Genomic DNA, 26191 nt, shown 5'->3' on the forward strand with positions numbered 1-26191 from the left:
CCGACAAGGTGCTCGCTTCGGTGAGCCATGCTCTTGCGGCCGGCTCGTCCATCCAGTTTCTCGCGACCACGAACCCGTCCAGCACGACGGCAATCAACCTCACCGGCAACGAGTTCGCCCAGACCATCCAGGGCAATGCCGGCGCCAATGTTGTCAACGGCGGACGAGGTGCCGACATCTTGACCGGTAACGGAGGCAATGATGCTTTTGTGTTCAACAGCGCACTTGGAGCCGGCAATATCGACAGGATCACCGACTTCAACAAGCTCCAGGACAAGATCCAGCTCGACGACGCGGTTTTTGCCGGGCTTAAGCTGGGTGGCCTTTCATCCGATGCTTTCTTTGCTGGCACGGCCGCACATGATAGCTCCGACCATATTATCTACAACAGCTCAACCGGGGCGCTCTCTTTCGACAGCGACGGGATCGGTGGCGCAGCTCAAATACAGTTCGCCGCCCTCTCTCCAGGTCTGTCGCTTACGGCAGGTTCGTTTCTTGTAATCTGAAAGACCCCGAGCGGCGGACCTTCTCATCGAGCCGGTCCGCCCTTCTACTTTGGGATTTTCCCAACGAAGTGACCGGCCTGGTTGGTGCTTTCCTCTTGGGGCTAGACTAGCGCGACGGGCTTAAGCCTCGCCCGTAAACGGAGTGGTATCGTCTGGTGAGTTTTGTCCCAGGATTGTCGCAGCGAGTATAGCCTGCCAAACGAGTTCGGCTCATCGCTTTATGCGAGCCCTCTCCACGACGGGAACCCAAGCATTCCGTCACAGCATGTCCCGATTATCGCGGGAAGTCTTGCTGCACGCCTACTGGCGTTCTTGCCCCTCGTGATCCTGTAAAAAAGAGGCCCGGACGGTCTCACTCATTGTCAACACTGAGATTTGGCGATAGCCCGCAGCGGCCAAAAGCGCTCAAACGCGCTCTGTCGCCAACTTGACTTTGAGCAGAGATGCGGAGCTCCATCCAACTTGCGACCCTCAATTATGCACTTGTGGTCGCCGAGGAGGGCAGCTTTCTTCGCGCCTCGCAACGCACGGGGATCGATCACTCCGCGCTCAGCCGGCGCATCCGCGATCTGGAATACGCGATGGGTACGAGGATATTTCATCGCCATGCCCGCGGCGTCGGCCCAACCCCGGCCGGCGAGCGCTTCCTGGAGCGTCTGCGCTCCGTGCTGCTCGAGCTCGATAACACGCTCGCTCTGGCCAGGTCCGGCACCAGAGATGACCAACAAAAGCTTTCCATCGGCTCCAATGGGATCATCCTCGCCGGGCGAGCCCTTGATGCAATCATCGAGTTCGGGCAATCTCATCCCAATGTGACCGTCAGCTTGACAGAGAGTCCTTACCCTTCGCCTGAGGCTGCTCTGGGTGCCACCCAGGTCGACGTGGTCGTGACCTCCTCGTCACGATTTATCGGCGGCGCGTTCGAATTGACGCTGTGGAAAGAAAGACACTCTGGCTGTCGTTCTTGCCTCAAATCATTCTCTCGCAAGCCGTTCCGTGATCGAGTGGCACGAGTTGCACCAGGAAACGTTACTGGTGCGCAGGGGCGAAGCATTTCAGCTCGCCGACGCTGTTGGACGCGGGGTGCAGCTTCCTCCAATCGTCGAACATCACGTCAGTGCGGGCATCCTTTTGCGCCTTGTCGGAAACGGGCTTGGCGTCGCTCTGATCCACGACCGAGATGCCGACAGTGTTCCTCCGGATGCGGTCTGTCGTAAGCTGCGGATCGGGGGCAAACCAATCCAGATCTCCAGTTTAGCCCGTTGGCGCCCCGACAACGCCAATCCTGCCCTGCCGACCTTCATCTCTTTCCTGCGTGATCGGTATTCGTCCTGACAGTCATCCGACCGGCATGACCCGAACAGATGAGTCAGTGCCGGTCAGTTCGACGGTGATCTTGACCGGAGGTTATCGGGAAGGGCGGACAGTTTCAGCTTGGTCGTGGCGAATCCTTCGGCGCTGCACCCGTTGGGCACCTTCGGCCATGCGTAGCAGATCATTGAGCGCCGAGCGGATTTGCGGCCAAGGAAATTCGGGGCATTCCTCCCAGGCTTCGCCCTCGCGCAACACGGCATCGAGCTTCCCCGCTACGCCGGCGAGAGTCGTAGCGGGGACGGTTGAGAACGCTTCCAGAAGATCCTTCGTCCGCTCGCTAGCCTCGCGTTCGGCTCTGAGCGCAGCAATGTAACCGATTTTCTCGGCAGCCGCATCCCAGCGTGCCTGATGCGCAGCAAACTCAGTTTCGGCCTTCTCTCGGCTAGCAGCGGTATTCTGCCCGTTGCCGAGCACCTGACTGAGTGCCTCGATCGAATAGAGTGTCAATTCCTCGCCATCGGGCAGGCGGACGTCAACACAAGGAAAGCCGACACATTCGACAAGCTTGCTCTCCAGGCGCTGCTGCCTGCGGCAAAGCCGATCGGTCAATTTATGGGCTTTCTGCCATTCCCGCCGAAGCGCCAGCGCTGGGTCAGAAGACACATTGTTCCTGCCGGCGTGGCCTGCGGACGCGTTGCTTTCAAGCGTCCACGCGGTAGTGGCCATCACTGTTCCCGCAAGCACTCGCCTGCGCGTGACGAATGGCAGACTCGTGATATTGTCGGAATCAGTCATGATCCGAGCTCCTCAGAAGCTTAGGGTTGTGGTCAGGCCGGGTAAGGTGTTGCACCACCTTATTCGGCCGTTTCACACGGGCTCCTCCTGCCACCGGTCGAGTATTGTTTGGGGCTGAACGAGCGCAGTATCCACTCTACGGTCTTAAACGAAACCGTCGGCATTGTCAAGACTTTTGGCATCAAATGATGCGTTAGGTATAATATGATAACAAGTGAGCAGTTGCGAGCAGCCCGCGCACTTTTGCAATGGGATCAAAAAGCCCTCGCTGCGAAGTCAAAAGTGTCAGTCGCGACCATTAAACGGCTTGAGCCACTCGCGGGCATGTTGAAGGCTAACCAGGTGACGATCGAAGCACTGAAGCGTGCCTTGGAGGCCGGTGGCGTCGAATTCATTCCCGAAAATGGCGGCGGCCCTGGCGTTCGGCTGGCACGTCCCCTTGAAAGCAAATGACTTGCAGCAAACGCGGAAAAGGCTGCGTTCATCAATCTCCGGCCTGGTGTCTTGGATGATGGTTGCGTGGTGTACCCCGCAGGTCAAGTTAAGATTGTCATTGTTACAGATCGATCGCCCTCACTCGAAAATGCAGGAGCATGCCGTGACTTCAAGCCGAATTGGCGAGCAGGCAAAGCGATTGTAGAGAGCAGAAATCAGCCTAGGGTCTGGCTGGTAGTTGCCGGCAAGTTTCCGCCCTCTGCCCCGCGCTCGACCGCAAACCCAAATGCCGGTCATCATATCGTGACCAGCAGGGTCTGAGCGCTTACGACGCATCAGGATCCGATCTCTTGCTAATGCGGAGCGGCTCGCTGCTGACAAGTTTCGGCATTTCTGGCCGAAAATTGGAAGACCCACGGCGGCAGATTCCGGACTTACTCGGCCGCTCCGCGCTCGGCACAATTGTTCAAGGCGATGGGGTTCCTTGCCCTGGCCAAGCTGTCGGGCTGCTCATTGCGATACCGTGGTCCGATTTCAATCTGAGGACGGTCCCCGGCAAGAAAACCAACTCGCAGAAGATGTCATCGCGATCGATATCGCCCATCTGAGGGTAAGTGCAGATGGCCCATACCTAGCGCTACATCCTCCTGCGGGAGATAGGTTTCGATGGAGACCCTGCGGGCGCCCGAAGAAACCATGAACATGCCGGTGCCCTGCCAATGGCGTAATGGCCCGCAGCTGCTCGCGGAAGTACAGGCCGCGGACTCGATGTAAGCGTGACTGAAATCGACGAGCGCCACCAGATTGAGATGGCCGACGGAGGCCCTGCCCCTGGGGAGTTTCCGGGTTCAGTTTCATTGGTTGCGGCGTGCTCGCAGAGCCCATGAAAAGACCGGTGATGTTTGCAACACGTTGAATTCTCGGCGACACGCAGAGGTTACAGCCCGCCTATATGCACCCCCAATGGCTCAGATTTGTCTGGGTAAGGTCTACGCGGCGCCTGGAGAAGGGGAAGATCCCCGGATCAAGGCGCTTGGGCCACTGAGCGCCAGACAGAGCGATCCGATCCGTGTCATACCGTCAGAGGCAAGACATTATCACTTGGGGGCACAGATGAAGAAAGACAACGACATTGAGAAGTTGGTGCGCACGCTGCGTGCTCGAGCACCCGATGACGCAGCTGAATTGCTTGCCCGCGAGTCTCCCGAGTTCATCCGCGACACACTAAAGCTGTTGCCGGACGGGCACGCCCGTAAGGTGGCCGAGCATTTGCCACCCCATATGCGGCCTATTAAGCCTCATGGCGATGGCAAGGATTTCGTGATCCCCGAGTCGCTCGTCGAAGTGATGGACCCGATTCCCGCCAGCGTTCCTGTCGGGACGACGGTAGCGGCCGCAGTGGAGTCCGTCAGACGCACCCAGGTGCCGACCGAACTCACTTATCTCTATGTCACGGAGGGGGGCAACAAGTTGGTTGGCCTGGTGGTCCTGCGCGATCTGATGCTGAGCGAACCTGACGCGATGGTCGATCAGATCATGCTGCCCAGGCCGTTCGCCCTTAACGTCGATCTCTCTTTGAGCAACGCGTGCAAGGCGGCGGTACGCCGTCACTACCCTGTCTATCCGGTGGTAGACGCGGAGAACCGGCTGCTCGGGCAGGTTCGCGGATGGCGGCTGTTCGAGCAGCAAATCATCGAGATTTCCGCCCAGTCTGGCCAGATGGTGGGTGTCCAGAAGGAGGAGCGTTCTTTTACGCCGCTGATTTCAGCCTTCATGAAGCGTCATCCGTGGCTGCAGCTGAACCTGCTGACGGCCTTCATGGCCGCTTTCGTGGTCAGCTCGTTCACAGGCACGATCGAGAAGATCGTCGCCCTGGCGGCGTTCCTCCCGGTCTTGGCCGGGCAGAGCGGAAACACCGGCTGCCAGGCATTGGCTATGACGCTGCGTGGCCTTGCCCTGGGAGATGTGGACAAACGACCGAAGCTGCACCTGGTGATGAGGGAGGGCGCGCTCGGGATCGCCAACGGCGTGCTGGTCGGTCTTGTGGCGGCTGCGGCGATGTGGTTCTACGCCTCGCGGCAGCCGGAGTCGGCGGCCCAGGCGCCCATGCTGGCACTTGTGATCCTGCTCGCAATGTCCGGATCGTGCCTCATGTCCGGAATCTCAGGCGTGCTGATCCCGCTGGGCCTGCGGCGGGTCGGCGCCGATCCGGCCGTAGCTTCGGCGATTTTCCTTACCACCGTCACCGATATCGTAGGCATGGGCCTGATGCTGGGGCTGGCCACAATGCTCGTGTTGTAGTTGGGGGCGTCGGCGACGCGCCCCTGGTGAGATGGGGTTCCCATAAGCTGACCTCGTCGGCGCGCACCGAAATAACAAGGGCCAGGCCGCAATCGCGCGGGCCGGCGCGAGAAGCATTGCCCCGCAGCTTTCCGACGGCTTGCGCAACGCGACGGAAGACCTTTGGATGAGCCATATGTGAGAGCTTGATGCATCAGGCGGCGACCAGATACGCGCAGAATCGTGCAAACAATATTAATCTTGTCGGCTGCGCGATGCGCCATTCTGATGATTTGATTTAGTTGGCAATGGTGCCGAATACTTCAATCGCGTACAGCAACGCTGAGAAGATATTTGGCCAACCGGCGTATCCGAAGCACGAATAAGCCCGATAATTTGTTGCGCGGTTGCAACAGCTGTTGAAAACTCGGACGATTTCGTCAAAGTTCAGTCGCCTTTTTTCTTGTAGTCGTGCTAAGTCCTTCGCACTGGTCGGGTTTGGGGTGGTTCTCGGCATGCAATCTTCGTTTCGAACGATCGTCGGCTGCGCCGCGGGGCTGCTTTATACCGCCGTATCGCCGGCCGGCGCGCAGGGTCTTTTTTCGGCCTATGACAATGCTTTTTCAGCCCGCATCGCCAATCCGGGCGACAACGGAACGCTGGCCCAGTTCGTCACGGTTGCCGTCAACGCCGGGCAGTACGATCAGGCGATCTCCTCAATCGAGCAGTATCTGATCAAATATCCTCGCGATGCGCGCGCCCGGCTGGCGGCCAGCCGATTGTACTATCATGTCGGCTCCTATGAATTGGCCCGGCGGCAGGTGCAGTACGGCATCGAAGTCGGCGGCCTGTCGGCAAGTGAACAGCAGGAAGCTGTTCGCCTGCTTGCCCGCATCGAGCGCGCGCTGCGTGGCGTCACCTGGGAACTCGCTCTGACCGGCGGCGTGTTCAGCGCATTCACCGATTTTGAGCCGGGTGGGGCGCAGGACGACGACAGCTTCGTCTCCCCCTATGGGCGGGCGGAAGGCTTTGTCCGGTGGGACCTCGGCACGCCAAGTGCCGACGCCCTCGTCCTTTCGGGGTCGTTGACGGCGACAGAGCGTTTTTTCACGGAAGACCTGTCGGTTCCGGGTAGCAAGGAGACTTTCATCCACGGCAACGCCGCGATCACCTGGGACAAGGGCCTCCCCAACAGTGGGATCGACTCGCTGCGCCTGCTGCTTTCCGCGTTTACCGTCACAGATCGCTTCGACAGCGATATCCAGGAAACCGGCTTCGGCGTCAGCGGGCGCTTCCTGGTGCGCCCAACGGTCGAGACGACGCTTTTCGCTGGTGGCGGCTACATCGATCTAAGTGCCTCGCAAGGCATTTTCGCCGATAGCAGGGTTTTCTACGAGGCAGGCGGCAGCTACCGCTTCCGCAATGGCCAGGCGCTCGGATTGCGCTTTGTCGGCTCGAATGACTTCGCCTCCGGAGAAGGCGAAATCGGCCGCAGCTACACGGGCGAGGTCCGCTATGGCGGCCTGTTGATGAACGTACCGGATCTTTTCGCATGGTCGCACCAGGTCGCCTTCTCGGCCGGCCACAGCAACACGCCCGATCTGTCCGTCGGCATCGGCACAAATATCAAGAGGGACTTCTGGCGCATTGCCTCGGAAAGCGATTTTCAGTTGACGGAATCGCAGAAGGTCAGCGTCGATCTCGCCTATCGCGAAACCAACTTCGACATCGCCAACAGCGACCGAAAATCGTTCGAAATGCTTATGAGCTACACGTTGACGCTCAACTGAAGGAGGCCGCGATGAGGACCCTGTATCGTCAGATCGCCATTGTTCTCGCCTGCCTTGCCTTTGCGGCACCGTCTGCCGCTGAAACGGTCGGGTCGATGACGGCCTATCAGACCAATATCGTGCGCAACGACGGCGAGACAATGAACGTCGGCGCCGGCGTCGAACTCGGCGACCAACTGCGCAGCAATCCCACTGGTCTTGGAATGCTGACGTTCCGGGACGAATCGAGCGCCAAGATTGGTCCGAACACCAGCCTGAAGATCGATGAATTCGTCTACAATCCGGGATCCGGATCGGGAAAGATCGACATCGGGATGAACAGCGGGCTGGCCCGTTTCTACGGCGGACAGGTCTCAAAAGGCGGCGTCATGCAGGTTGCGACGCCGCATATGGTGCTCGGGGCCAGAGGCGGCATTATTGAAGTGCTGGTGGCAGCCGGCCAGACCGTCGGCATACTGCGCGCCGGCCGCATGACCTGCACGATAAATGGCAAGCGGCTGGTCATCACAAACCCGGGCTTCGCCTGCACATCGGAAGATGGCAAGCTGCTGACCGGCTACGGCGGAATCGACACCTTCCCGATATTGGACAGCATCGACCGGATAGCCGGCACCGGCGTGCCAGGGGCACCGGGTCCCGGATTGGACGTAAGCGCGCTTTGTGCGTCGGCACTCGGCGGCTCGCTTAAAGTCTGCGATTCCACCGACGGCGCATTGCCAGGAGTGGTCATGGACTTCCCCGACAACTCGACGCCACCTGTGGGCGGCGGCGTGGAGGATCATGGCGATGGCGAGGGCGATGGCGAGGGCTGCTCCTACTATTGCAATTAGGCTCGGCAGCGCGACATGAGGCTCTTGGCCGGTTGGCGCTGGGCTGATTGGCGGCAAGCTGCCAGGCGCAAAATTTCCGGTCTTTTGGTCGTGCTCTTGCTGCTTGCTTGCCATTCGGCTTTCGACGGGCCGCTGTCGCGCCTGCGTGAACGCACCTACGACTTCTACCAGTTTCTCGCCCCCCGCCCGGCGACGAACAATCCCGTCGTGATCGTCTCGATAGACGACGCCAGCCTCAAGGCACATGGGCGATGGCCTTGGAACCGTGGCCTCTTGGCCGATCTGGTCGATGGTATCACCGAATCCGGCGCCGCGGTGATCGGGCTTGCGCTGGTACTGCCAGAGGCCGACACCTCGCCCGAGGGCATCGCCGGAGACAAGCGCCTGGCAACGGCGCTGGCGAAAAACCGAACGGCGCTCGCCGTCAGCCTGGGCAACGAGGCCACGGTTTCAGAAACAGAGCCCAAAGCCGGCTGGTCGATCGTCGGGCAGGTACCCGACACACTTCCCGGCTTCACCGGCCTGACCGGTTCGCTTGCCGAATTTTCGAACGCCGCCGCGGGCCTCGGCGTCATTCGCACCTTGCCCGATCCCGACGGCGAACTGCGCCATGTGCCGCTGCTGTGGCTTCGCAACACCGCTCAAGGCGTGCAGCTGTGGCCGTCCTTCGCACTCGAGCTCCTGCGCCTTTATGCCGGGCAGGACGGCTACATAGCCCGCATGAACGCCGCCGGGTTTGACGCACTCAGGATGGCCGGCGCCATTGTGCCGCTCGAGCCGGAGGGGAGCATCCGCCTCTGGGAAACCGCCACCGATACGCCGCGCATATCTGCCAGCACTATCCTTGCGGGCCATGGCGATCCGCGGCTGCGGGACGCCATCGCCATTGTCGATCTGTCGGCTGTGGGACTGACGCAGTACCTGCCCACCCCGACGCGTCCGGCACGACCAGGCGCAGACATCCACGCCGATGCAATTGGCCAGTTGCTTGCCGGGCGCTACCTTGCAGAGCCAACGCACGCCCGTACGGTGGAGCGGCTCTGGTTTGTCCTCACTGCCGTCATTTTCATCGGGCTTTCCGGAGTGCTCGCCGGGCGTGTCGTGCTTGGTGCCCTCGCTCTGGCGCTGCTGGCCGTCACGCCGTTCGTGTTCGGCGCTCTCGAATACAGCATTCAGGGTGAACTCTATGACCCGCTGCAGCCGGCGCTTGCGACGATCCTGGTAGCCGGCTTCGAAGGCTATGCCCTCTACAGGCGCAGCGAGCAGCGCCGGTCCACCCTGGCACGGCAGTTCTCTCAATACCTGTCGCCTTCCGTGGTGCAGCGCCTCGCAAGCTCGGATACTGAAGCGATCCTGTCCGGCGAGAAGCGCGAGATCACAATCATGCTCAGCGACATACGCGGCTTCACGACGATGAGCGAACAACTCGATACCCAGGAAATCGCAAAGGTGGTCAATCACTTCCTCGGCATTGCGACCGATGAGATTCTCAAGCGCGACGGCACCATCGACAAGTTCATGGGCGATGCGGTGCTCGCCTTCTGGAACGCGCCGCTTGATCAGCCGGATCATCGCGAGCGCGCGCTCGACGCGGGGCTTGCCCTGATCGAACGGGTAAAGCGCGAAGACGCCGCTTTCACCGCCGACGGCCATCACTCCATCGCAATCGGCGTCGCCATCGAGACCGGTATCTGCTCGGTAGGCAATTTCGGCTCCGAACGGCGCTTCGATTACACCGCGATCGGCTCGCCGGTGAACCGCACGGCACGGCTCGAATCGACGACCAAGAAGCTAAGAATCCCCCTGGTGCTTGGTCCCGGCTTTGCGGCAGGAGCATCGATGCCGGTCGTCCAAGCGGGTGCCTTTGAGCTCCAGGGCTTCAAAGGCGAGGTGCCGGTTTTCACCATTCCGGAGATGCAAGCCACTCACCAGCGTATGGGCCGGGAAGATAGGCGCCAACATGGTGAGCAATCTGGCGCCCCAGCCACGCAGGACGGTTCGCCGGTGTCGCCGGAAATGGCTCCGCCTCATCTTGCGCCCCGAACCTGATCGGATCCAGCGGACCGCAGGGGGCGGCCGGCCGGTATCGTGACCTGACTACCCGTTTCGGGAGGCCCCGCAGCTGTGATACTGGTTGTTGTGCTACATATGTAGCCATGCTCATCACCCCACGAGCGGGACATCATGGCACCTACCCATCAGACTATTGAACTGTCGGGATTTGGCGTCCTCACCGGAAGGCCGAAGGAGGTTGGTGACCGACTTTATCGCCTAACTGCGGAGCTGGTCATAGCAGTAACGGTCGAGCATGGGAGTGAACCTGCTGTGCGCGGCCTCGCGGACACGCTCGTCAGCATTGCTCCTCTGGCCCGTACGATCCTGATGAGTCGCCAGCGCGAAGCCATAAGCACGATAATCGAGGCCATGGTCCCTCACGTACCGCCTCCGCAACACATTCTCGTAGAAGCGCGGATGGCGGCCGAGGCGAGAAGAGAAGTATTGGAAAGCGGCGATTGGCTGACCGCTCCTCAAGTTGCGACAATGGCAGGGTTCAGCACGAGCAACCCACGTGCGCAGCCAAACAAGTGGAAAAAAGATGGCCGGATCTTCGCAGTTCGGCATCGGGGCGTAGACTATTTTCCTGGCTACGCTCTGGATATTGCAGCTGGATATCGACCCGCTAAACCGCTCGCTAAGGTTTTGAGCGTGTTTCGCGGGAAAAAGGATGCCTGGGGGCTCGCCTATTGGTTTGCATCGATCAATAGCTTCCTTGACGGCAAACGTCCGCAAGATGTGCTCGCCTCGGACCCCGAACGCGTTCTTGCAGCTGCCGGGAATGAGTTGGCAGGCGCGCCACATGGCTAATCAAAGATGGACGGGAACCTACGACTCCAATCCCGCTCCATCGAACGATTTGCGGGAGTCAGTGGACGAAGTCATCCATACGCGGCTGCATTGGTGGCTGCCTGCAGCGCCTCGATTCGGGCAAGGACTTCGTCAAATGTATAAGGCTTCTCATCGAACATCATCGCCTGCATTGCTCGGTAGTCGGCGCGCAGGTCCTTCACACGGTGCGCTGCCGGCATTAAGTCCAATGTGCCTGGACGAGCGGTGTCGTAACTTGCCCAGCCGGATCTAAAGTACACGGCCTTGTGTTTCGCGACCTGTTCCAACATGTCGAAGTCAATAGCTGCCGCCCGCCCCTCTGCCGTGTCAAGCAGCATTGCCACGTCATAATAATGGCGTGAAAAGTACTGAGGTGTGGGGGAGCCATCCGGGCGGTGCGCTTCGGCGTGGAGCGCGGTAACTTTCTCCCAAAAGGTTCTACCTGCCGAAAGGACCGTGACGATGCAAGCCGGATCCTCGAAGAAATCGGGAAAGTCGTCAGCCGAATAGGCCCGAATGGTCTTCTGCTCGGTTGGCCAAGGATCGCCTCGAGCCCCGAACTCGAGCTTAACTCGCGGCGTAATGTAGGCGACGCCTTGATAGTCTGGACTGGCAAGTGCGGCAGGATAGTAAAAGTTCATGGTCTGTGAATCGTGGACATCGATCTCCAATGACCATTTGCCTTGGGCTGGATCACCCAATTGCCTGGCAATTGCCTCATTGAGGGCCGGCCGAAGTTTGCTGGCGATGTGTTTTTCAACATCAGCCATGAGGTCATCAATGAGCTTGCCCGATTGCTTCTTGCTGATCCCTTGCCTTTCTGGATCTCGATCGCCCTCATATCCCAGATTGGCGCGGTCGATGGAGAGGTCGATGTCTTCAGAGAAGCGATTGATAGCACCGTAGGCCTTGGAGAGAGAAGTTCCGCCCTTAAAGACTAGGGTAGGTGCATCGTCTATCTTGAGTTCAAAAAGTCGCTTCAAGGTCCAGCAGACCCAGAAGTCCTTCTCGATAACGATACTCGCGATGCCGCGCCGCGCACCGGATTCTCCAAAGAAGGCAGACCTATCCGACGCGGCTTGGCGCGCGAATCTATCCATGAGCCGCATCCGATGGTGAGTCGCCAATGGCGCGTAGTATCGGACGCATCCAGGCCGGCGCCTGCATGGCGGTCGAGACGAGTCTCTTCTTGTCACTCAGGGATAGTTGGCGGGACGCGATCTGAACGACATCGGCGGCCCGTGACGGCCCGAGATGCCGCAACGCCTGAACGACTGTTCCCGCAGCACTCCCCGGTGCTATCAGGTGTTTGGGCGACGCATGGCGTAGGTGGATAACACGCCTTCCGAGCACCACGCGACGGGATGGACCATCCGTGAGATATGAGGTTCGGGCGGGAACTTGGCTGGTCAGACCAAGCGCATTGGCAGCATGGGTGCCGGCGACCTGCACATGAGAGCCCGTCTCCCTGGCCAGCGCCTGGGCAACATCATCGGGCGACGGGGAAAGCGCCCCAAGTTTTGGATGCAGTTTAGGGAAATCGTAAAGTCCGCGGGCGAGACGCCGCAACCTACCTCTTTTGATGAGGCGAGAGAGCGCCTGATCGATCGCTGACCGTCCCGCCAGATCAAGAAAATCGCTGGGCGTGAAAACGCTCCCGCGCCCGCTCCCGCGGGCACGCCTCAAAATCCGATCAGGAACTGAGGAGACGACCGTCTTCATGCGTCAGAAAATAGCGCATCTTTTACTGACATTCAAGGCACCGACAAATAGGCCTCGCGCCAGCTTTCTCAATTGGGCGAGAGAACCCAACCAAGCGCCGCTGACCCAGTTGGCGCGGGCCGCAGCGACGGGGCACCCGGAGAGGGCTTGTCCGGGCGAGCCTGTTGAAACGAATTCGGCCGCGAGGACCATGCCGGCCGGTCAGGCCCGTCGGATGGCCTGCTAGACACTGAGTGTTGCGGAAAGCTGCCGGATTACGATCGCCACAAAGCGACTGCTCGATGCCGAGCTTCACGCGGCAAATCGTGGCTCCGGAACTCCCGTTACACCGAGGCCGGTGATGGCAAAAAGGCTGCCGCGCAAGACACCGTCGCCTGGAAAGCGCGGCAGCGGCGGCTTGGCCATCGACGTGACGTACAGGGTGTCGAGCTTCGGCCCGCCGAACATGGCGCTGGTGATCTTCTTGACGGGCATGTCAATGATGCGGTCGACGCTGCCGTCGGGCGCGTAACGCACCAGCCTGCCGTCATAGACCAGCGCGTTCCACAGGAATCCTTCCGCATCGACAGTTGAGCCGTCGGCCGCCCCTCCCCGGCTGGTGTCGACGCGCGTGAAAGTGCGCCGGTTGGTCGCGGCACCGGTTTCGATATCGTAGTCGTAGGCCCAGATCTCGCCGGTCCAGGTGTCGGCGAAATAGAAGGTGCGGTCGTCGGGGCTCCAGCACGGGCCGTTCGAGCAGATGATGCCGGAATCTATTCTGGTGACGGAGAAATCGGGATCGAGCCGGTAGAGCCCGCCGGAGGGTCCCTCTTCCATCGTGTCCATAGAGCCGGCGAAGAAGCGGCCGCGCCGATCGACCTTGCCGTCATTGAGCCGGTTCATCGGCCGGTCCGGTTCTGGATCGTGGATCGGCGTCACCTCGCCGGTGGCGAAATCAAGCAGATGGAAACCGCGCTGCAGCGACACTACCGCGCCACCGCCGTCCTTGCGCAATGCCATCGAACCGATCTTCATCGGCACGTCCCAGCAACGGATCTCGCGGCCGTCGGCGGTCGCCCGAAACACGCGCCCGTCGGAACTGTCGATCCAGTAGAGGCGCTCCTGTTCGACATCCCACAGCGGTCCCTCGCCCAGCGTGGTCTTCACGTCCACCACGACTTCGATTTTCATGCCGTCCTCCTCTGTTCGAACCTTGCAGAAACCGGTCAGAACGCGACCTGGTCGCCGCCCTTCAATGACAGGATTGCGCGGGCCTCGTCGGGCGTCGCCACTTCCATGCCCAGTCCTTCGATGATCTTGCGGGCAAGCACCACCTGCTCGGCATTCGATTTGGCAAGCTTGCCCCTACCGGCCCACAGACTGTCTTCGAGCCCAACCCGAATATTGCCGCCAAGCGCTGCCGATTGCGCGGCAATGCGCAACTGGCTGGCACCGGCGCCCAGCACCGACCAGCGGTACTGATCGCCGAACAGGCGATCGGCGGTGCGCTTCATATGGGCGACGTCTTCGGGGTGTGTACCGATGCCGCCGAGCAGGCCGAACACGGACTGTACGAAGAACGGTGGTTTCACCAGCCCGCGATCGGCGAAATGGGCGAGGTTATAGAGATGGGCGATGTCGTAGCACTCGAACTCGAAGCGCGTGCCGTTGTCGTAACAGGTCTCCAGTATGTACTCGATGTCCTTGAACGAGTTACGGAAGACCAGGTCACGCGTCGCTTCCAGATGCGGCCTTTCCCAATCGAACTTGAATGTTTCGTATTTGTCGACGAGGTGATAGAGCCCGAAATTGATCGATCCCATGTTGAGCGAGGCGACTTCCGGCTTGAACTGGGCGGCGGGGCGCACACGCTCCTCCACCTTCATGTAGGGACTGCCGCCGGTGGTGATGTTGATGGCGGCATGGGTGCCTTGCTTGACGCGCGGCAGGAAACGCGCGAACGCCTCCGGGGTCTGGTCGGGCTTGCCGGTCTCAGGGTCGCGGGCATGCAGATGCAGGATCGCCGCACCAGCCTCCGCCGCCGCGATTGCCTCCGAGGCGATCTGGTCCGGCGTGATCGGCAGATAGGGCGACATGGTCGGCGTGTGAATTGCTCCCGTCACCGCACAGGTGATGATGACCTTGCCCTTGGCCGGCTGGGCGCCGGGCTTGCGGCTTGTTTCCGTCATCGTCCAAACTCCTGATCCGATTTTTTCTTATGCGCCGCCAGCGCCATCAGCCGGCGGTCGCGCCAGACCTGCCGTTCGCCTAGTTCTTCCCGCGGCAGGCGCTTGCGGCGCTCGGCCTCGACCGTTTCCATGACCTCGCCGGCCCAGTCGACGCGGCGCAGCATCTGCGGGAAGATGTTGGAATAGATCGTCTGGTAGCGCTCTACATAGTCGCGCACACCACCGGGCGCGTTGAGGTCTATCGTTTCGAACGGACCCATGAACGACCAGCGCAGCGCCAGCCCCTCGCGCAGGCCCGTATCGACGTCCTCGACGCTGGCATAGCCGTCGGCGACGAGCCGGAACGCCTCCTCCAACAGCGCACCTTGCAAGCGGTTCATGATGAAGCCGTCGAGTTCGCGCTTCATCACCAGCGGCGCGTGGCCCGCCTCGACAAGAAATGCGCGGGTCCTTTCCACCGTTTCGGCGGAGGTCCATGGCGCGGGTACGACTTCCGCTGCCGGGATGAGATAGGGCGGATTGATCGGGTGCACGACGAGGCAGCGATGGCGCCCCTGAAGGTGATCGCTGAATTTCGACGGCAACAGCGCCGAGGTGGAACTGGCGATCACCGCCTGCGGACCGGCAAGGACGTCGATCCGGGAGAACACGTTACGCTTCACCTCGAGGTTTTCCGGTGTGTTCTCCTGGACGTGGACGGCATCGGCCAGGGCCTCGCCAAGCTCCGCCACAATGGTGATTCGGCCAAGCACGGCATCGACCGCCTGTCCCCGCAGCAAATCGTTGGCGGCGAGATCGCCGAGCACGCCGGCGATATAGTCGCGCGCACCGCTGGTCGCGGCCGGCGCCTGGTCCCACATGCGCACATCATGCCCGGCACGAGCGAAGCTAATCGCCCACGCTCGCCCGATGAAACCGCTTCCGACAATTGCTACATTCGCCATGATCGCCCCCTCAGAGTGTCTCGACGTTGCCGTCGACGCCAAGCGACTGGCCGGAAATGTTGACGCCGGCATCGGAAAGCAGGAAGGCCACCATCGCCGCGACATCGTATGGGCTGGTCATGCGGCGCAGCGAGATGTTCTGCAGATAGCGTTGTGTCATCTCTTCGTTTGAAACGCCTAATTGCTTTGCCCGGTCGGCAATGACCTTGTCGATGCGCGGCCCTTCGATGATGCCGGGCAAAATGGCGTTGACCCTGATCCCATGCGGTCCGAGTTCCTTGGCAAGACTCTGGGTCAGGCCGACAACGCCGAACTTGGCAGCCGAATAGGGCGTGCGGAACGCGTAGCCATGGCGGCCGGCGGCCGAAGACATCGAGACGATCGAGCCGCCGCCCGCCGCCTTGATCAGCGGCACGGCACGCCGCGCGCACAGGAACTGGCCGGTCAGGCAGATATCTATGCAACGCCGCCAGTCTGCCGGGTCGATCTCATCGACCCCGCCGGTCGGCCCGGCAATGCCGGCATTGTTGATCAGGGCGTCGAGCCCGCCGAGCTTTTCCTTGACAGTCTCGAACAGCCGGTCGACATCGTCGTCGCGCGAAACGTCGGCTTTGACTGCGGCGGCGAGCGTAATCCTCTCTGGAGCGGCGGCCAGCGCCTCGTCGGAAATATCGCAGATCACGACACGCGCGCCGAGCCGCGACAGCGTCTCTGCAATGGCGAAGCCGATGCCCCCGGCGCCCGCCGTGACCAGCACGCGCTGGCCTTTGAGCCCGGTCAGGAATTCGTCCGCCGATGCCGGTGCGCTTGAGCTCATTGTTCCATCCCTTTCACTGAATCCGCCTTTCGCGCAGCGCCATGACGGCGCCGAGCACCACCAGCCCGAACAGGATGGCCCGCGTCGCGTAAGGCAGCGTCGTGCCGGCGAGCAGCATCTGCAATGCAGTCAGGAGCAGCACCCCGCCCAGCATGCCGAGATAGTGGCCGCGCCCGCCGGTGATCAGCGCACCGCCGACCACGACGACTGCGATGGAGGGCAGCAGATAGTCGTCACCCATGCCGAGGCTGGCCTGGCCGGAAAAGCCGGTCAGCATGATGCCGACGAGCCCCGCGCAGAGCGCCGACAGCACATAGACGAGGATGAGCGTGCGACCGACCGCGATGCCGGAGAGCTGGGCTGCGCGCAGGCTGTTGCCGATGCCGTAGACGCGGCGGCCGAAAGCGGTGCGGCCAAGCAGCAGTACGGCAAAGACGACGAATGCGATCATGAACAGCACCACCGGCGTGATGGCCAATACCTTGCCGGTCATGAACCAGCGCAGCATGGGCGAGGAGAAGCCGGCCGGCGTGCCTTGCGAGTAGAGCAAAGCGAAACCTTGCAGAATGCCGTTGGTGGCCAGCGTCATAACGATCGGCGAGATGCCGAGAAAGACGATGCCGATGCCGTTGGCGAGACCGATCAGGCAAGCGACGACCAGCACCGCCGGTAGCGCATAGGCAAGTGCAGCGTCGGATCCGTTGACCATGCCGGCAAGCAGGATTCCTGAGAGGCCGATCGTCCACGGCACCGACAGGTCGAGCCCGCCGGTGAGAATCACGCTGCCCTGCCCAAGCGCCAGGATCGCGAGAAAGCTCGACAGCACGAACAGCGAATTCCAGTAGGTGAAATTGATGATGGCGCGTCCGAGCCAGATCTGGGTGACGATGACGACGATGGCAAGACAGATATAGGCCGGCAGCGCATAGCGCAGCGTCTCGGCGTTGCGGACATGGAAGGCCGGCTGCGGTGGCTGCTGGTCGCCCGCACCGCCTCGCGCGATTCGCAGTCGCTTGTCAGTGCGATTGATCTGCGAGGGCAGCATTCCGGCGCGCCACGCGGCCAGCCGCGCCCGCAGCGCACGCAGTTGGCGGGCAAGCACGGAGCCGTGCGACAGCGAGCCGGCTAACACGGCAAGGATCAGGAACGTGCCCTCGGCGACCGTCGAATAATAGGCCGAGACGTTGAGCACGAGCAGGATGTTGACGACCATCATCAGGATGTAAGCGCCAAAGACGGTGCCGACCGGCCCGCCTTGACCGCCGCCCAGCCTTGTACCGCCGACGACGACTGCCGCGAACATCGACAGCAATAGCGGGTTGCCGACGAGCGGATCGCCGCTGCCGGTCTGGGCGCTGATGAAAACGCCTGCAAGCCCATAGCAGCCACCGGCGATGACATAGACCAGGAAGCGCACAAGAACGACGCGCACGCCGACCGAGGCGGCGGCATCCGGGTCGCTGCCGACCGCGTAAAGCGCTGTCCCGAAGCGCGTGCCTTTGAGCCAGAACCAGCCGAGCAGGACGATGCCGATGACCACCAGCGGCATCGGTATCCAGCCTGCCACGGCATCACCGAGATAAAAGGCGCCAAGATCGGGCGAGACGAAGCCGCCGGGCTTGTCCATGACCAGCAGCGTTACTCCCTGCAGGATGAACATGGTCGACAGCGTGACGACGATAGGCTGCATGCGCAGGACGGCGATGAAGAAGCCGTTGAAGGCGCCGACCAGCATGCCGACCCCAATTCCGGCCAAAGTCCACAGCGCGACACTCGTGCCGGTCGCCATCGGATCCATGCCGTTTGCCAGGACGACATTGACCAGCGAGATCACCGCGCCGGCGGACAGGTCGAAACCGCCGGACAGGATGACCAGGGTCTGCCCGATCGCGGCCAGTGCCGAGGTGGCGCCGCCGCTCGACAGGAACGAGATGTCGAAGTAAGTGAGCCGGCCGGCACTGACCAGATCGACGATCAGCAGGAGCACCGCAAAGACGATTGCCGCGATGATCGCGCCGCGATGCCGCGCGAGCAGCCGCGACAATGTCGCGGTCGGTGCCGCGGCGGCCAAGCTCGTCACACTCATTGCGCCGCCTCCCGGACCAACTCGCCATGTCCAAGCGCCGGCCGCATGATCGCGCCTTCCGTGATCTCGCCGCCGGCAAGCTCTGCCACCAGATGGCCATCATAGAGGATGAGCACCCGGTCGCATTGATGGACTAGTTCGGGAATTTCGGTTGAGTGCAGGAGGATCGAGCCGCCGGCCGCCACATAGTCCCGCATCATCACGTAGAGTTCGTGCTTGGTGCCCACGTCAATGCCCCGGGTCGGATCGAAAAGCAGCAGGATCCGGCTTTCGGCGACGAGCCATTTGGCAATGGCTATCTTTTGCTGGTTGCCGCCCGAGAAGGCCCCTGCCCTCGTCCACAAGGCACTGGGGTCGACCTCCACGGTCGAGAAGGCGGATTGTACGGCCTTTGCCTCCTCGTCTGTTCTGATCAGGCCAAACCGGGTGAAGCGTGCGACGACCGGCAGCGATGCATTCTGCCGGCCCGAGAGCTTCAGAAACAGGCCTTCGGTCTTGCGGTCCTCCGGCACCAGCCCGATTGCCATATTGGGCTTGAGCGCATCGGCGGGCGAGCCGAGCCACACCTTTCGCCCATCGACCAGGATGTGCCCGCGCTCGATCTCGGCCATACCGAAACAGGCGAGGAAGAGGTCGAGCTGACCCATGCCCTGCAATCCGGCAATGCCGAGGATCTCGCCCTTGCGCAGGTCGAAACCGACGCCGTCGAGCTTCCTCCCGGCTTTGAGATCGCGCACCCCGAGCACCGGCGGACCAAAGGCGGCCTCGCTTTCAGGTTTCGGCGGGAAGGTCTGGGCGATGCTGCGGCCGATGATCTTTTCGATCACCTCACCATCCGAAACATCGGCGACCGGAGCGGTCATGATGTGGCGGCCGTTCCTGAGAATGGTCAGCGTGTCGCAGAAAGCCCGCACCTCGCGCAGGCGATGGGTGATGAACACGACCGTGGTACCGGTCGCCTTCAACTGCGCGATGATGGCGCCCAGCCACTCGACGTCGCCACCCGACAGCGTCGAAGTCGGCTCGTCGAGCAGCAGGATGCGCGGCTTGCGATAGAGCGCGCGCGCAATTTCGATCTTCTGGCGGACGGCGAGATCGAGCGTCGCTACCTCGGTATCGAGATCGACCGTAAACCCCAGATCGGAAATGTGCTTGCGCACTGCCTTGCGCGCGCTCGAGCGCCTTATCAGGCCGATCGGGCCGATCGGCGCGTAAGGCAGCAACATGTTATCGAGAACGCTGAGATCGCGTATCAGCGTCATTTCCTGGAAAGCTGTCTGTACGCCTCTGGCGTGCGCGGCCCGCGGCGAACCGAGGGGCGCCGGTTCGCCCAAAACCGTGATTCGCCCTTCGTCGGGCCGCATCAGCCCCGACAGCAGTTTGACGAGCGTCGACTTGCCCGCACCGTTCTCGCCGAGCAAGGCATGCACGCCGCCGGAAGCGATCTCGAAGGACACGCCATCGAGGGCGACTGTTGCGCCAAACGCCTTGCGGACGCCCTCAATGCCGACAGCTGTCGAATGCGCTGACATTATGATCCCAGTATGATCCCAGTGCTGGCCTGTATGAAGGGTGCGTGGGCCGCTTCGAAAGCACCCCGCCCGCCACTTCGGAGAGCCTACGGCTCGGGCTGGCCTACGAGGGCGGCTGCGAGACCGATTTCGGGTGTCTGGTCGGAGAAGATCGAGGCGAACCAGCCTGGGTTCGAGACCAGCGACGGTTTGAACGCGTTGCAACCAGCCTTCATCTCCGCCCAGGTGCCCTCGTCGCAAAGCTTTACCGTCTCGTTGGTGACGACCGGCAGTGGCAGGATCGTCTTCTTGGCGACCTCCTTGCCTTCAAGCGCCTCCACCGCAAGCTTAAGCGCCAGCGCTCCGGAATAGGGCGGCGAGGCGTAGGAGATGCGCGATGCGCCGAGCGGCGCATAGGGAGACGTCGCGCCCTCGACCTCTGTGCCCTCCGGCAGCATCTGGATGCGCCCGCCATTGGAGCCCTCGCCGGCGCAAGGCAGGAGTTCGCTGCTCTTCTTGCCGGCCTCGAGCTGCATGGAATTGGCGGTGAAGCAGCCGACCTGCATCCACAGCCCGTTTATGTCCTCCCAGCTGCGCGTCGCCAATATCTTGGAAAGTTCGGTACGCGCCACCGCCTGGCTCCACATGCCGACAGCCTCGCCGACGATCTTGATGTCGGGATGCTTGGCAAACACCTGCTTCGCGGCCTTGGTGCGCAGATCATCGACCGAGGTGCCGGGAACGCCGGTCACCGCGATGATGTTACCCTTTCCATTAAGCTTCTTGACCAGCCACTCCGCCGTCACGCGGCCGGCCTCCTCCTGGTCGATATGGACGTTGTAGGCGCAGGGCTCCGTGATCTCGGCATCGTAGGCAAACACCTTTACTCCCTTGTCGCAGGCGTTCTTCACCACCTGGTTGAGCGCGGTCGGCGAGATCGGGAAGATCACGATGGCTTCGGCGCCTGCCTGCACCATCGCATTGATCTGCTGAATCTGGCGCTGTGCGTTCGGTCCCGCCACCTGGACCTGAAGGTCCACCTTGTCGGCCATGCTCTTATGCGAGGCCATCGCCTTGACCATATTGGCGGCCTCGGCCTGCCAATCATTGCCGATGAAGCTCATGCTGAGAAATATCTTGTGCTTTCCGGCCGCTTCGGCGGCGGACATGCCAAACGCGCAAACAGCCATGCCGGCAAGCAGCGCGAGCCGCCGGGCTTTCGATCCGATACCCATTCGAAACTCCTCCCAGTTCAGACGACCGAATGCCTCCCAAGGGCACGAAACGTACTCCTTGTCATTCGATGCGGCCGACCGTATCATGATTTGATCAAAGATCAATGATGAAATGTCTGACGTAGATAAAAGCCGGACACGCGGGCGCTTGACGCGGCAATCCGAACCTTGCATTCCCGGCACAGCCGCCGGGTAGACAAGAGCGTCACCCGTATGGGGAAGGTTGGCAGAAATGGCTGGGGCGGCATTCAGGAAGCCGGGCGTCGAGATCACGCCGTTGTCCAGGGAAACCCTGCAGGACAGGGTTTACCGGCACGTTACCGAGTTGATCCTCGACGGCAGCATCGTTCCAGGTGAAATGGTGACGGTGCAGAGTCTCGCCGACGCTTTCGGCGTCAGCCCGATGCCGGTTCGCGAGGCACTGCGTCGTCTGAGCGCCGCCAACGCCCTGATGGTGGTTTCTGGCCGCTCGATCGGTATCCCGGCACTAACTCGTGCGCGGCTTGTCGATCTGAGGAACGTCAGGTTCGAAATCGAGGCGATCGCCGCCGCATGGGCGGCCGAACGCATTGACGATCACGGCGTGATGCTGCTCAGCCAGCATCTGGAGGCACTCGAGCAGGCCAATGCCGCCGGCGACGTCAAATCCTATCTCAGGGCCAATTACGCCTTTCACTTTTCCATCTACCGGGCCGCGGGCTCGGAAAACATGCTCAGCATCATCGAGAACCTGTGGCTGCAGATCAGCCCCTATTTCAACATGCTGCACGATTCTGGAAACTATTCGACCGCCAACCAGCACCATCAGCAGATGTTTGCCGCGCTGCGAGATCGGGATGCGGAGGCGGTCCGGGCTGCGGTTCGCGCCGACATCGACGCGGCTTTCACAGTGCTGATCAAACTGCTGAAGTAACGTTCCTTGAAGGCGCGCCGGTACGGCGGCGAGCCGCCGCTAGGCACGAACATGTCCATCAGCGTATTGCGCCCGCCCGTCTGCCCCCTGCGATCAGGATGGCATGGATTCCAACTACATTGCAGAGGCTTCGACGGCGGCGATCTCGTCCGCGCCGAGCTCCACTGTCAGCTCGACCCGCCGGTCGCGCTTCGACAGTCGGACAAAATCCTCGTAGGCCAGCACCACGGTGTGCGGGCGACCGTTCTTGGTGATGATGACCGGGTTGCGGACCGCGGCATCCTGATAGGCGCCGAAAATTTTCGAGATGGTGCCGGTGGTGACGGTGATGGTCATTGGCGAGACTCCTTTACTCGGGAATATACGGGCTTCCGCAAGTGTCGGGCGCACGCCTGATGGAAACGAGGCAACTTCCAAAGACCCAGAATGCTAAAAATCGTCGCGAGACGGGCCGACATCCTCGACGCGCGCGATTCTGTGCTGCCCTTCGACCATGGCGAATTTCTGGTCCCCGGACAGGGTGACGATGGTCACGCCTGCGAAACTCAGGCGCTTGAAGACGCCTGCCATATCCTCCTCATCGCGATGGTGCGATCCAGCGCCTCCGACAGAACCATGTCGAACGGCCGTCTGAGCATCGGCAAGAAGCGACTGGCCGGGGGCGCGCGTTCGCTACAGCATGTATGGTTCGCGTATCCCCGGATCGTCAGGTGGAAAGTCTTTGGTATTGCGGGTCACAAGCAAGCGTCCGGCGGTCTGCGCCGTAGCCCAGATCACCGCGTCGGGCAGCTTGATGCGATGTGCTCGCCGCAGCGCTACTGAACGATTGGCAATCTCGTCGTCTAGAGCGATGACTTTGAACCCTTCGAGGAAAAGCCGGGTCGGCTCGACCAGATCGGGGTCAGCGCCAACCATCACTTCCATCCAGGTGATGATACTGACGGCACGGCTTTCGAAGCGCTCGATTTCCTCGCGGGCCTGGGGGACGGCGTTCAGATGGTCGATGAGGATATTGGTGTCGAAAAGCGCGCCTACCATTCGCGGCGCACCTTCTCCTGATAAGCCAGCCCATCAATCTTGCGCTTACCCCACAGGCCGAAGCCATCCTCGACCTGTTCGCGATGATGGCGGTCGAGATAATCCTCTATTGCCGTGCGGATCAGGGCCGCACGGGATTGGCGCGCCCGTTTGGCAAGCCGGTCGAGGGCTTCAACCTGGGCATCGTTCATGTCGATAAGGGCTCGCATCGCACACTCCCATGATATACCCTATACATATCATGTGCTACGACTACAGCGGTAGGGAAAAGATCGTCTCGGGAGCATGTCTCGAAGGCAGTCTCTGTTTGAGGAACAGGACGAAGCTGACGCCGCCATCGATCACGAAGCATCTTGGCCGGGTACGCGCTCGCTCGTGCGCATTTTTTTTGAGGCCTGCTCACCTCTAGTGCGCCATCTCAATTTCGAATTTGATCCGAGCGTGTAGCAGAACCTCGCCCGTCTCGATGCGAACGATCGCAAAGCTGTGATTAGAACCGTCTGCCTTGTCTTTCACGATCGCCGCCTTTGCGGCTACGACCTCCGTCACCTATCCGTCGCGAACGGTTCATGCTCGGGAAGGTGATGATGCAGCACCTCGACAAGGTTTCGCTTGTCGAATGTTTGGCCGCAAATTGGGCAGAACTCCAAATGTCCCGGCTCGTCGTTGTCCGGCGACCCCTGGGTTTTGCCCTTCATAGTTGGCGGATTGTGCTTATCCCGTCTCACGTCGTCACCCATCATAACCTGTTGGGATAGCGCGACGGCATTTGGGGGACGATTTGGCCGCTGGGCGTATCAGCTGAGAGCGTTCGCCCCCAGCTGGAGCGGATTATATGCCCGTTTATGCATCATTGCTAATTTAATAAAATGGTCATGGTACGTTCCCCTACTCGCCAGTGCGATCGGGCCTAGACTCGATTTCGTGCGTAAACGAATGAGTAGCAAGGGGCGGCTAAAGTTCATTCGTCCGATGGAGCCCAAGCTGGTCTCAAGCCACCCGAGGGTGAACACTGGATTCACGAGATCAAGCGCGGCGGCTTAAGCCAATTCGCGGCCCCTCGCGGTTGGTAGCCCTCGGGGGAGACTCGACCTGATAGCTTCGAGGAGCTTGGCCTCGTCCGGCCCGTCTCCTGAAAGGCTTCAGAAGGCCGTTACCATGCAGCGCTTCGCAGCCTGCTCTCCCGATCGCTTCACTCACGTCGAGTCTGCCCGGGACGTGCCTTCACTATCGATAATGACCTCTTATCGATAGTAATAAGACCAAGACTTGACCAACATACAAAAATCGCGCTAGCATCGTCCAAATTGCCGATTGGCGTGCTGTTCCACGCTCCGCTCGACGACAGCGCCCATGCCCCAGGAGAAAACCATGACCATCACCGTCAAGGTCGGAGAGGCCAAGACACACCTGTCCGATCTGCTGGCCAAGGTCGAAGCCGGCGAGGAGGTCATTATTTCGCGCGGCAACGATCCGATCGCCAAACTGAGCCGAATCCCCAAGAACAACGACCTGGGCGCCCTGATCGAGGAAGTCCGCGCCGCGCGGGCCAGGGCCAAGCCCGTCACCACCGAGGAGATCCTGGCCTGGAAGCATGAAGGTCATCGCTACTGATGGTCTTCGTGCTCGATGCGTCCGTTGCGGCCGCTTGGCTGCTGCCGGAGGAGCACAGCGAGGCGGCCGAAGCGTTGATTGGCGCACTGACGGCACAGTGCCCGGTGCCCTCCCTGTTCTGGCACGAGGCGCGCAGCATCGTCCTGATGGCTGAACGCCAAGGCCGCATCGTGCCGGGCGACGCGATTGCGGCGATGGCCCGCTTGCGGCGCCTGCCGCTCGAGGATGCGGGAGCCGGCGGTGACGGATCTGTTTTGGCGCTGGCATCACGCCACGCGCTGAGCGCCTACGATGCCGCCTATCTGTCGCTGGCCGTGGAGCGAACGCTTCCGCTTGCCACGTTGGACCGCAAGCTGGTCGCGGCGGCACGGGCCGAAGGCGTCGAGATCCTCGGGCCCTTCGCCAATGGCTGACTCCGCGGCCCCAATCTTCGGCGTACCGAAGTCCGCCAGCGTTGCGCGGCGGGCCGAGGCCCTCGACGCGCTCGACTCCGTGCTGCCCTTCGACCGCCGCGATTTTCTTGCCGGGCTTTTGACTGACGACGAGGTGGAGACGTTGCGCCATCTCGCCAGAGAAGGCATTGGCGAGAATTCCCTGCGGGCACTGGCCTCCGACCTCGGCTACCTCGAAGCCTGGTCTTTTGCCGCGACCGGACAGCCGCTGCCCTGGCCGGCGCCCGACGCGCTGCTGATCAAATTCGTCGCGCATCACCTGTGGGATTTTGCGAAACGCGAAACCGATCCGGCGCACGGCATGCCGGCCGACGTCGCGACGACGCTGAAATCCCAAGGACTGTTGCGCAGTGACGGTCCACATGCGCCGGCGACCGTGCGCCGGCGCCTATCGAGCTGGTCGACCTTGACCAAATGGCGCGGTTTGCATGGAAAGTTCAACGCACCGGGTCTGCAGAGCGCGATAAAGTTGGCGGTGCGGGCCAGCGCCCGCCCGCGCGGCCGCAAGAGCAAGAAGGCGGTGACCGCCGATATTTTGGCCGCCCTCCTGAAAGCCTGCGCTGGTGACCGTCTCGTCGACCTCCGCGACCGCGCGCTTCTCATCACCGCCTTTGCCTCCGGCGGCCGCCGCCGCAGCGAGATTGCCTCGCTCAGGATCGAGCAGATCATCGAAGAAGACCCGGTGCCAGCCGATCCCAAAGCTCCTGACGGAGACAAACTGCCATGCCTGTCGATCCGGCTCGGCCGGACCAAGACGACACAGGCCGACAGCGACGCTTTCGTGCTGCTGGTTGGCCGGCCGGTGACGGTGCTGCGAGCGTGGCTGGAGCGTGCCGAAATATCGGAGGGCGCCGT

The 26191-nt window shown here is 61.5% G+C and carries 26 protein-coding genes and 1 pseudogene; 13 read left to right on the forward strand and 14 right to left on the reverse strand.

Going from position 1 to position 26191, the window contains the following annotated elements; translation table 11 throughout:
* The 3 genes and pseudogenes from AC0L2P_RS30670 to AC0L2P_RS30680 all read left to right on the forward strand — a co-directional run.
* Window positions 1-506: M10 family metallopeptidase C-terminal domain-containing protein (locus AC0L2P_RS30670; protein WP_473506850.1), on the forward strand; the 506-nt coding region annotated here is incomplete at its 5' end.
* Window positions 507-949: 443 nt separating this feature from the next.
* A pseudogene (locus AC0L2P_RS30675) lies at window positions 950-1087 on the forward strand (LysR family transcriptional regulator); the annotation flags it as partial.
* 370 nt (window positions 1088-1457) lie between these two features.
* Window positions 1458-1841 carry a LysR substrate-binding domain-containing protein gene (locus tag AC0L2P_RS30680; RefSeq protein WP_473506894.1) on the forward strand — a complete coding sequence of 128 codons (384 nt, stop codon included), beginning with the start codon at window positions 1458-1460 and terminating at the stop codon, window positions 1839-1841.
* A 72-nt stretch (window positions 1842-1913) separates the two neighbouring features.
* Here AC0L2P_RS30680 and AC0L2P_RS30685 read toward each other — a convergent pair whose 3' ends face one another.
* A complete protein-coding gene (locus tag AC0L2P_RS30685; RefSeq protein ID WP_473506852.1) occupies window positions 1914-2615 on the reverse strand; it encodes a hypothetical protein in 702 nt (233 codons plus the stop codon).
* A gap of 204 nt (window positions 2616-2819) precedes the next feature.
* On the opposite strand from AC0L2P_RS30685, the gene AC0L2P_RS30690 reads away from it, so the two are divergent.
* The 6 genes from AC0L2P_RS30690 to AC0L2P_RS30715 all read left to right on the forward strand — a co-directional run bounded on the left by AC0L2P_RS30690 (window position 2820) and on the right by AC0L2P_RS30715 (window position 10815).
* Window positions 2820-3068 carry a helix-turn-helix domain-containing protein gene (locus AC0L2P_RS30690; protein ID WP_031195030.1) on the forward strand — a complete coding sequence of 83 codons (249 nt, stop codon included), beginning with the start codon at window positions 2820-2822 and terminating at the stop codon, window positions 3066-3068.
* Window positions 3069-4163: 1095 nt separating this feature from the next.
* Window positions 4164-5351 (forward strand): magnesium transporter, encoded by a 1188-nt coding sequence (locus tag AC0L2P_RS30695; RefSeq protein ID WP_473506854.1) that lies wholly within the window; start codon window positions 4164-4166, stop codon window positions 5349-5351.
* A 494-nt stretch (window positions 5352-5845) separates the two neighbouring features.
* Window positions 5846-7120: a tetratricopeptide repeat protein gene (locus AC0L2P_RS30700; RefSeq protein WP_473506856.1), complete on the forward strand. Its 1275-nt coding sequence runs from the start codon at window positions 5846-5848 to the stop codon at window positions 7118-7120.
* An 11-nt stretch (window positions 7121-7131) separates the two neighbouring features.
* The gene (locus AC0L2P_RS30705) at window positions 7132-7950 is read left to right on the forward strand and encodes a FecR family protein (RefSeq protein WP_473506858.1); all 819 of its coding nucleotides are present in this window, start codon (window positions 7132-7134) and stop codon (window positions 7948-7950) included.
* A gap of 15 nt (window positions 7951-7965) precedes the next feature.
* Window positions 7966-9999, forward strand: coding sequence for a CHASE2 domain-containing protein (locus tag AC0L2P_RS30710; protein ID WP_473506860.1), 2034 nt, complete (start codon window positions 7966-7968; stop codon window positions 9997-9999).
* Window positions 10000-10134: 135 nt separating this feature from the next.
* Entirely contained in the window at window positions 10135-10815 is a 681-nt protein-coding gene (locus tag AC0L2P_RS30715; RefSeq protein ID WP_473506862.1) for a hypothetical protein, read from the forward strand.
* A gap of 71 nt (window positions 10816-10886) precedes the next feature.
* Here the strand turns inward: AC0L2P_RS30715 and AC0L2P_RS30720 are convergent, their stop codons facing one another.
* From AC0L2P_RS30720 to AC0L2P_RS30760, 9 genes are all read right to left on the reverse strand, one after another.
* Window positions 10887-11936 carry a nucleotidyl transferase AbiEii/AbiGii toxin family protein gene (locus AC0L2P_RS30720; RefSeq protein WP_473506864.1) on the reverse strand — a complete coding sequence of 350 codons (1050 nt, stop codon included), beginning with the start codon at window positions 11934-11936 and terminating at the stop codon, window positions 10887-10889.
* Entirely contained in the window at window positions 11929-12558 is a 630-nt protein-coding gene (locus AC0L2P_RS30725) for a DUF6088 family protein (protein WP_473506865.1), read from the reverse strand. The genes AC0L2P_RS30720 and AC0L2P_RS30725 overlap by 8 nt, the downstream gene beginning before the upstream one ends.
* A 291-nt stretch (window positions 12559-12849) precedes the next feature.
* Window positions 12850-13728, reverse strand: coding sequence for an SMP-30/gluconolactonase/LRE family protein (locus AC0L2P_RS30730; RefSeq protein WP_473506867.1), 879 nt, complete (start codon window positions 13726-13728; stop codon window positions 12850-12852).
* A 35-nt stretch (window positions 13729-13763) separates the two neighbouring features.
* Window positions 13764-14726 (reverse strand): 3,5-dioxohexanoate:acetyl-CoA acetone transferase, encoded by a 963-nt coding sequence (gene kce, locus AC0L2P_RS30735; RefSeq protein ID WP_473506869.1) that lies wholly within the window; start codon window positions 14724-14726, stop codon window positions 13764-13766.
* The gene (locus tag AC0L2P_RS30740; RefSeq protein ID WP_473506871.1) at window positions 14723-15670 is read right to left on the reverse strand and encodes a 3-hydroxyacyl-CoA dehydrogenase; all 948 of its coding nucleotides are present in this window, start codon (window positions 15668-15670) and stop codon (window positions 14723-14725) included. The genes kce and AC0L2P_RS30740 overlap by 4 nt, the downstream gene beginning before the upstream one ends.
* 10 nt (window positions 15671-15680) lie before the next feature.
* Window positions 15681-16487, reverse strand: coding sequence for an SDR family oxidoreductase (locus AC0L2P_RS30745; protein ID WP_352484663.1), 807 nt, complete (start codon window positions 16485-16487; stop codon window positions 15681-15683).
* Between the two features lie 13 nt (window positions 16488-16500).
* A complete protein-coding gene (locus AC0L2P_RS30750) occupies window positions 16501-18573 on the reverse strand; it encodes an ABC transporter permease (protein ID WP_473506873.1) in 2073 nt (690 codons plus the stop codon).
* Window positions 18570-20105: a sugar ABC transporter ATP-binding protein gene (locus tag AC0L2P_RS30755; protein ID WP_473506875.1), complete on the reverse strand. Its 1536-nt coding sequence runs from the start codon at window positions 20103-20105 to the stop codon at window positions 18570-18572. Before AC0L2P_RS30755 ends, AC0L2P_RS30750 begins: the two co-directional genes overlap by 4 nt.
* A gap of 86 nt (window positions 20106-20191) precedes the next feature.
* Window positions 20192-21319, reverse strand: a complete 1128-nt coding sequence (locus AC0L2P_RS30760) for a sugar ABC transporter substrate-binding protein (RefSeq protein WP_473506877.1) — start codon at window positions 21317-21319, stop codon at window positions 20192-20194.
* 232 nt (window positions 21320-21551) lie between these two features.
* Here AC0L2P_RS30760 and AC0L2P_RS30765 point away from each other — a divergent pair, with 232 nt between their 5' ends.
* Window positions 21552-22232 carry a GntR family transcriptional regulator gene (locus tag AC0L2P_RS30765; RefSeq protein ID WP_473506879.1) on the forward strand — a complete coding sequence of 227 codons (681 nt, stop codon included), beginning with the start codon at window positions 21552-21554 and terminating at the stop codon, window positions 22230-22232.
* A 114-nt stretch (window positions 22233-22346) separates the two neighbouring features.
* Here the strand turns inward: AC0L2P_RS30765 and AC0L2P_RS30770 are convergent, their stop codons facing one another.
* The 4 genes from AC0L2P_RS30770 to AC0L2P_RS30785 form a co-directional block, all read right to left on the reverse strand.
* Window positions 22347-22568, reverse strand: coding sequence for a type II toxin-antitoxin system prevent-host-death family antitoxin (locus AC0L2P_RS30770; protein ID WP_473506881.1), 222 nt, complete (start codon window positions 22566-22568; stop codon window positions 22347-22349).
* Window positions 22569-22661: 93 nt separating this feature from the next.
* Window positions 22662-22802 (reverse strand): hypothetical protein, encoded by a 141-nt coding sequence (locus AC0L2P_RS30775; RefSeq protein WP_473506883.1) that lies wholly within the window; start codon window positions 22800-22802, stop codon window positions 22662-22664.
* Window positions 22803-22904: 102 nt separating this feature from the next.
* Complete coding sequence (locus AC0L2P_RS30780; RefSeq protein ID WP_473506885.1) at window positions 22905-23270, reverse strand: PIN domain-containing protein; 366 nt, start codon at window positions 23268-23270, stop codon at window positions 22905-22907.
* Window positions 23264-23479: a ribbon-helix-helix protein, CopG family gene (locus tag AC0L2P_RS30785; RefSeq protein ID WP_473506887.1), complete on the reverse strand. Its 216-nt coding sequence runs from the start codon at window positions 23477-23479 to the stop codon at window positions 23264-23266. Before AC0L2P_RS30785 ends, AC0L2P_RS30780 begins: the two co-directional genes overlap by 7 nt.
* A 1162-nt stretch (window positions 23480-24641) precedes the next feature.
* Here AC0L2P_RS30785 and AC0L2P_RS30790 point away from each other — a divergent pair.
* The 3 genes from AC0L2P_RS30790 to AC0L2P_RS30800 form a co-directional block, all read left to right on the forward strand.
* The gene (locus AC0L2P_RS30790; protein WP_473506889.1) at window positions 24642-24884 is read left to right on the forward strand and encodes a type II toxin-antitoxin system Phd/YefM family antitoxin; all 243 of its coding nucleotides are present in this window, start codon (window positions 24642-24644) and stop codon (window positions 24882-24884) included.
* On the forward strand, window positions 24884-25297 hold the full coding sequence (locus AC0L2P_RS30795) for a type II toxin-antitoxin system VapC family toxin (RefSeq protein WP_473506891.1): 414 nt from the start codon (window positions 24884-24886) through the stop codon (window positions 25295-25297). The genes AC0L2P_RS30790 and AC0L2P_RS30795 overlap by 1 nt, the downstream gene beginning before the upstream one ends.
* The coding region (locus tag AC0L2P_RS30800) for an integrase (protein WP_473506893.1) at window positions 25290-26191 on the forward strand (902 nt) is incomplete at its 3' end. The genes AC0L2P_RS30795 and AC0L2P_RS30800, both read left to right, overlap by 8 nt.

The sequence above is a fragment of the Mesorhizobium sp. WSM4836 genome (assembly GCF_055811815.1).

Excerpts from the sequence above, each read along its gene's own strand:
- AC0L2P_RS30685 (WP_473506852.1), bottom strand. The coding sequence starts at position 2,615 with ATGACTGATTCCGACAATATCACGAGTCTGCCATTCGTCACGCGCAGG.
- AC0L2P_RS30690 (WP_031195030.1), top strand. The coding sequence starts at position 2,820 with ATGATAACAAGTGAGCAGTTGCGAGCAGCCCGCGCACTTTTGCAATGG.
- AC0L2P_RS30695 (WP_473506854.1), top strand. The coding sequence starts at position 4,164 with ATGAAGAAAGACAACGACATTGAGAAGTTGGTGCGCACGCTGCGTGCT.
- AC0L2P_RS30700 (WP_473506856.1), top strand. The coding sequence starts at position 5,846 with ATGCAATCTTCGTTTCGAACGATCGTCGGCTGCGCCGCGGGGCTGCTT.
- AC0L2P_RS30705 (WP_473506858.1), top strand. The coding sequence starts at position 7,132 with ATGAGGACCCTGTATCGTCAGATCGCCATTGTTCTCGCCTGCCTTGCC.
- AC0L2P_RS30710 (WP_473506860.1), top strand. The coding sequence starts at position 7,966 with ATGAGGCTCTTGGCCGGTTGGCGCTGGGCTGATTGGCGGCAAGCTGCC.
- AC0L2P_RS30715 (WP_473506862.1), top strand. The coding sequence starts at position 10,135 with ATGGCACCTACCCATCAGACTATTGAACTGTCGGGATTTGGCGTCCTC.
- AC0L2P_RS30720 (WP_473506864.1), bottom strand. The coding sequence starts at position 11,936 with ATGGATAGATTCGCGCGCCAAGCCGCGTCGGATAGGTCTGCCTTCTTT.
- AC0L2P_RS30725 (WP_473506865.1), bottom strand. The coding sequence starts at position 12,558 with ATGAAGACGGTCGTCTCCTCAGTTCCTGATCGGATTTTGAGGCGTGCC.
- AC0L2P_RS30730 (WP_473506867.1), bottom strand. The coding sequence starts at position 13,728 with ATGAAAATCGAAGTCGTGGTGGACGTGAAGACCACGCTGGGCGAGGGA.
- kce (WP_473506869.1), bottom strand. The coding sequence starts at position 14,726 with ATGACGGAAACAAGCCGCAAGCCCGGCGCCCAGCCGGCCAAGGGCAAG.
- AC0L2P_RS30740 (WP_473506871.1), bottom strand. The coding sequence starts at position 15,670 with ATGGCGAATGTAGCAATTGTCGGAAGCGGTTTCATCGGGCGAGCGTGG.
- AC0L2P_RS30745 (WP_352484663.1), bottom strand. The coding sequence starts at position 16,487 with ATGAGCTCAAGCGCACCGGCATCGGCGGACGAATTCCTGACCGGGCTC.
- AC0L2P_RS30750 (WP_473506873.1), bottom strand. The coding sequence starts at position 18,573 with ATGAGTGTGACGAGCTTGGCCGCCGCGGCACCGACCGCGACATTGTCG.
- AC0L2P_RS30755 (WP_473506875.1), bottom strand. The coding sequence starts at position 20,105 with ATGTCAGCGCATTCGACAGCTGTCGGCATTGAGGGCGTCCGCAAGGCG.
- AC0L2P_RS30760 (WP_473506877.1), bottom strand. The coding sequence starts at position 21,319 with ATGGGTATCGGATCGAAAGCCCGGCGGCTCGCGCTGCTTGCCGGCATG.
- AC0L2P_RS30765 (WP_473506879.1), top strand. The coding sequence starts at position 21,552 with ATGGCTGGGGCGGCATTCAGGAAGCCGGGCGTCGAGATCACGCCGTTG.
- AC0L2P_RS30770 (WP_473506881.1), bottom strand. The coding sequence starts at position 22,568 with ATGACCATCACCGTCACCACCGGCACCATCTCGAAAATTTTCGGCGCC.
- AC0L2P_RS30775 (WP_473506883.1), bottom strand. The coding sequence starts at position 22,802 with ATGGCAGGCGTCTTCAAGCGCCTGAGTTTCGCAGGCGTGACCATCGTC.
- AC0L2P_RS30780 (WP_473506885.1), bottom strand. The coding sequence starts at position 23,270 with ATGGTAGGCGCGCTTTTCGACACCAATATCCTCATCGACCATCTGAAC.
- AC0L2P_RS30785 (WP_473506887.1), bottom strand. The coding sequence starts at position 23,479 with ATGCGAGCCCTTATCGACATGAACGATGCCCAGGTTGAAGCCCTCGAC.
- AC0L2P_RS30790 (WP_473506889.1), top strand. The coding sequence starts at position 24,642 with ATGACCATCACCGTCAAGGTCGGAGAGGCCAAGACACACCTGTCCGAT.
- AC0L2P_RS30795 (WP_473506891.1), top strand. The coding sequence starts at position 24,884 with ATGGTCTTCGTGCTCGATGCGTCCGTTGCGGCCGCTTGGCTGCTGCCG.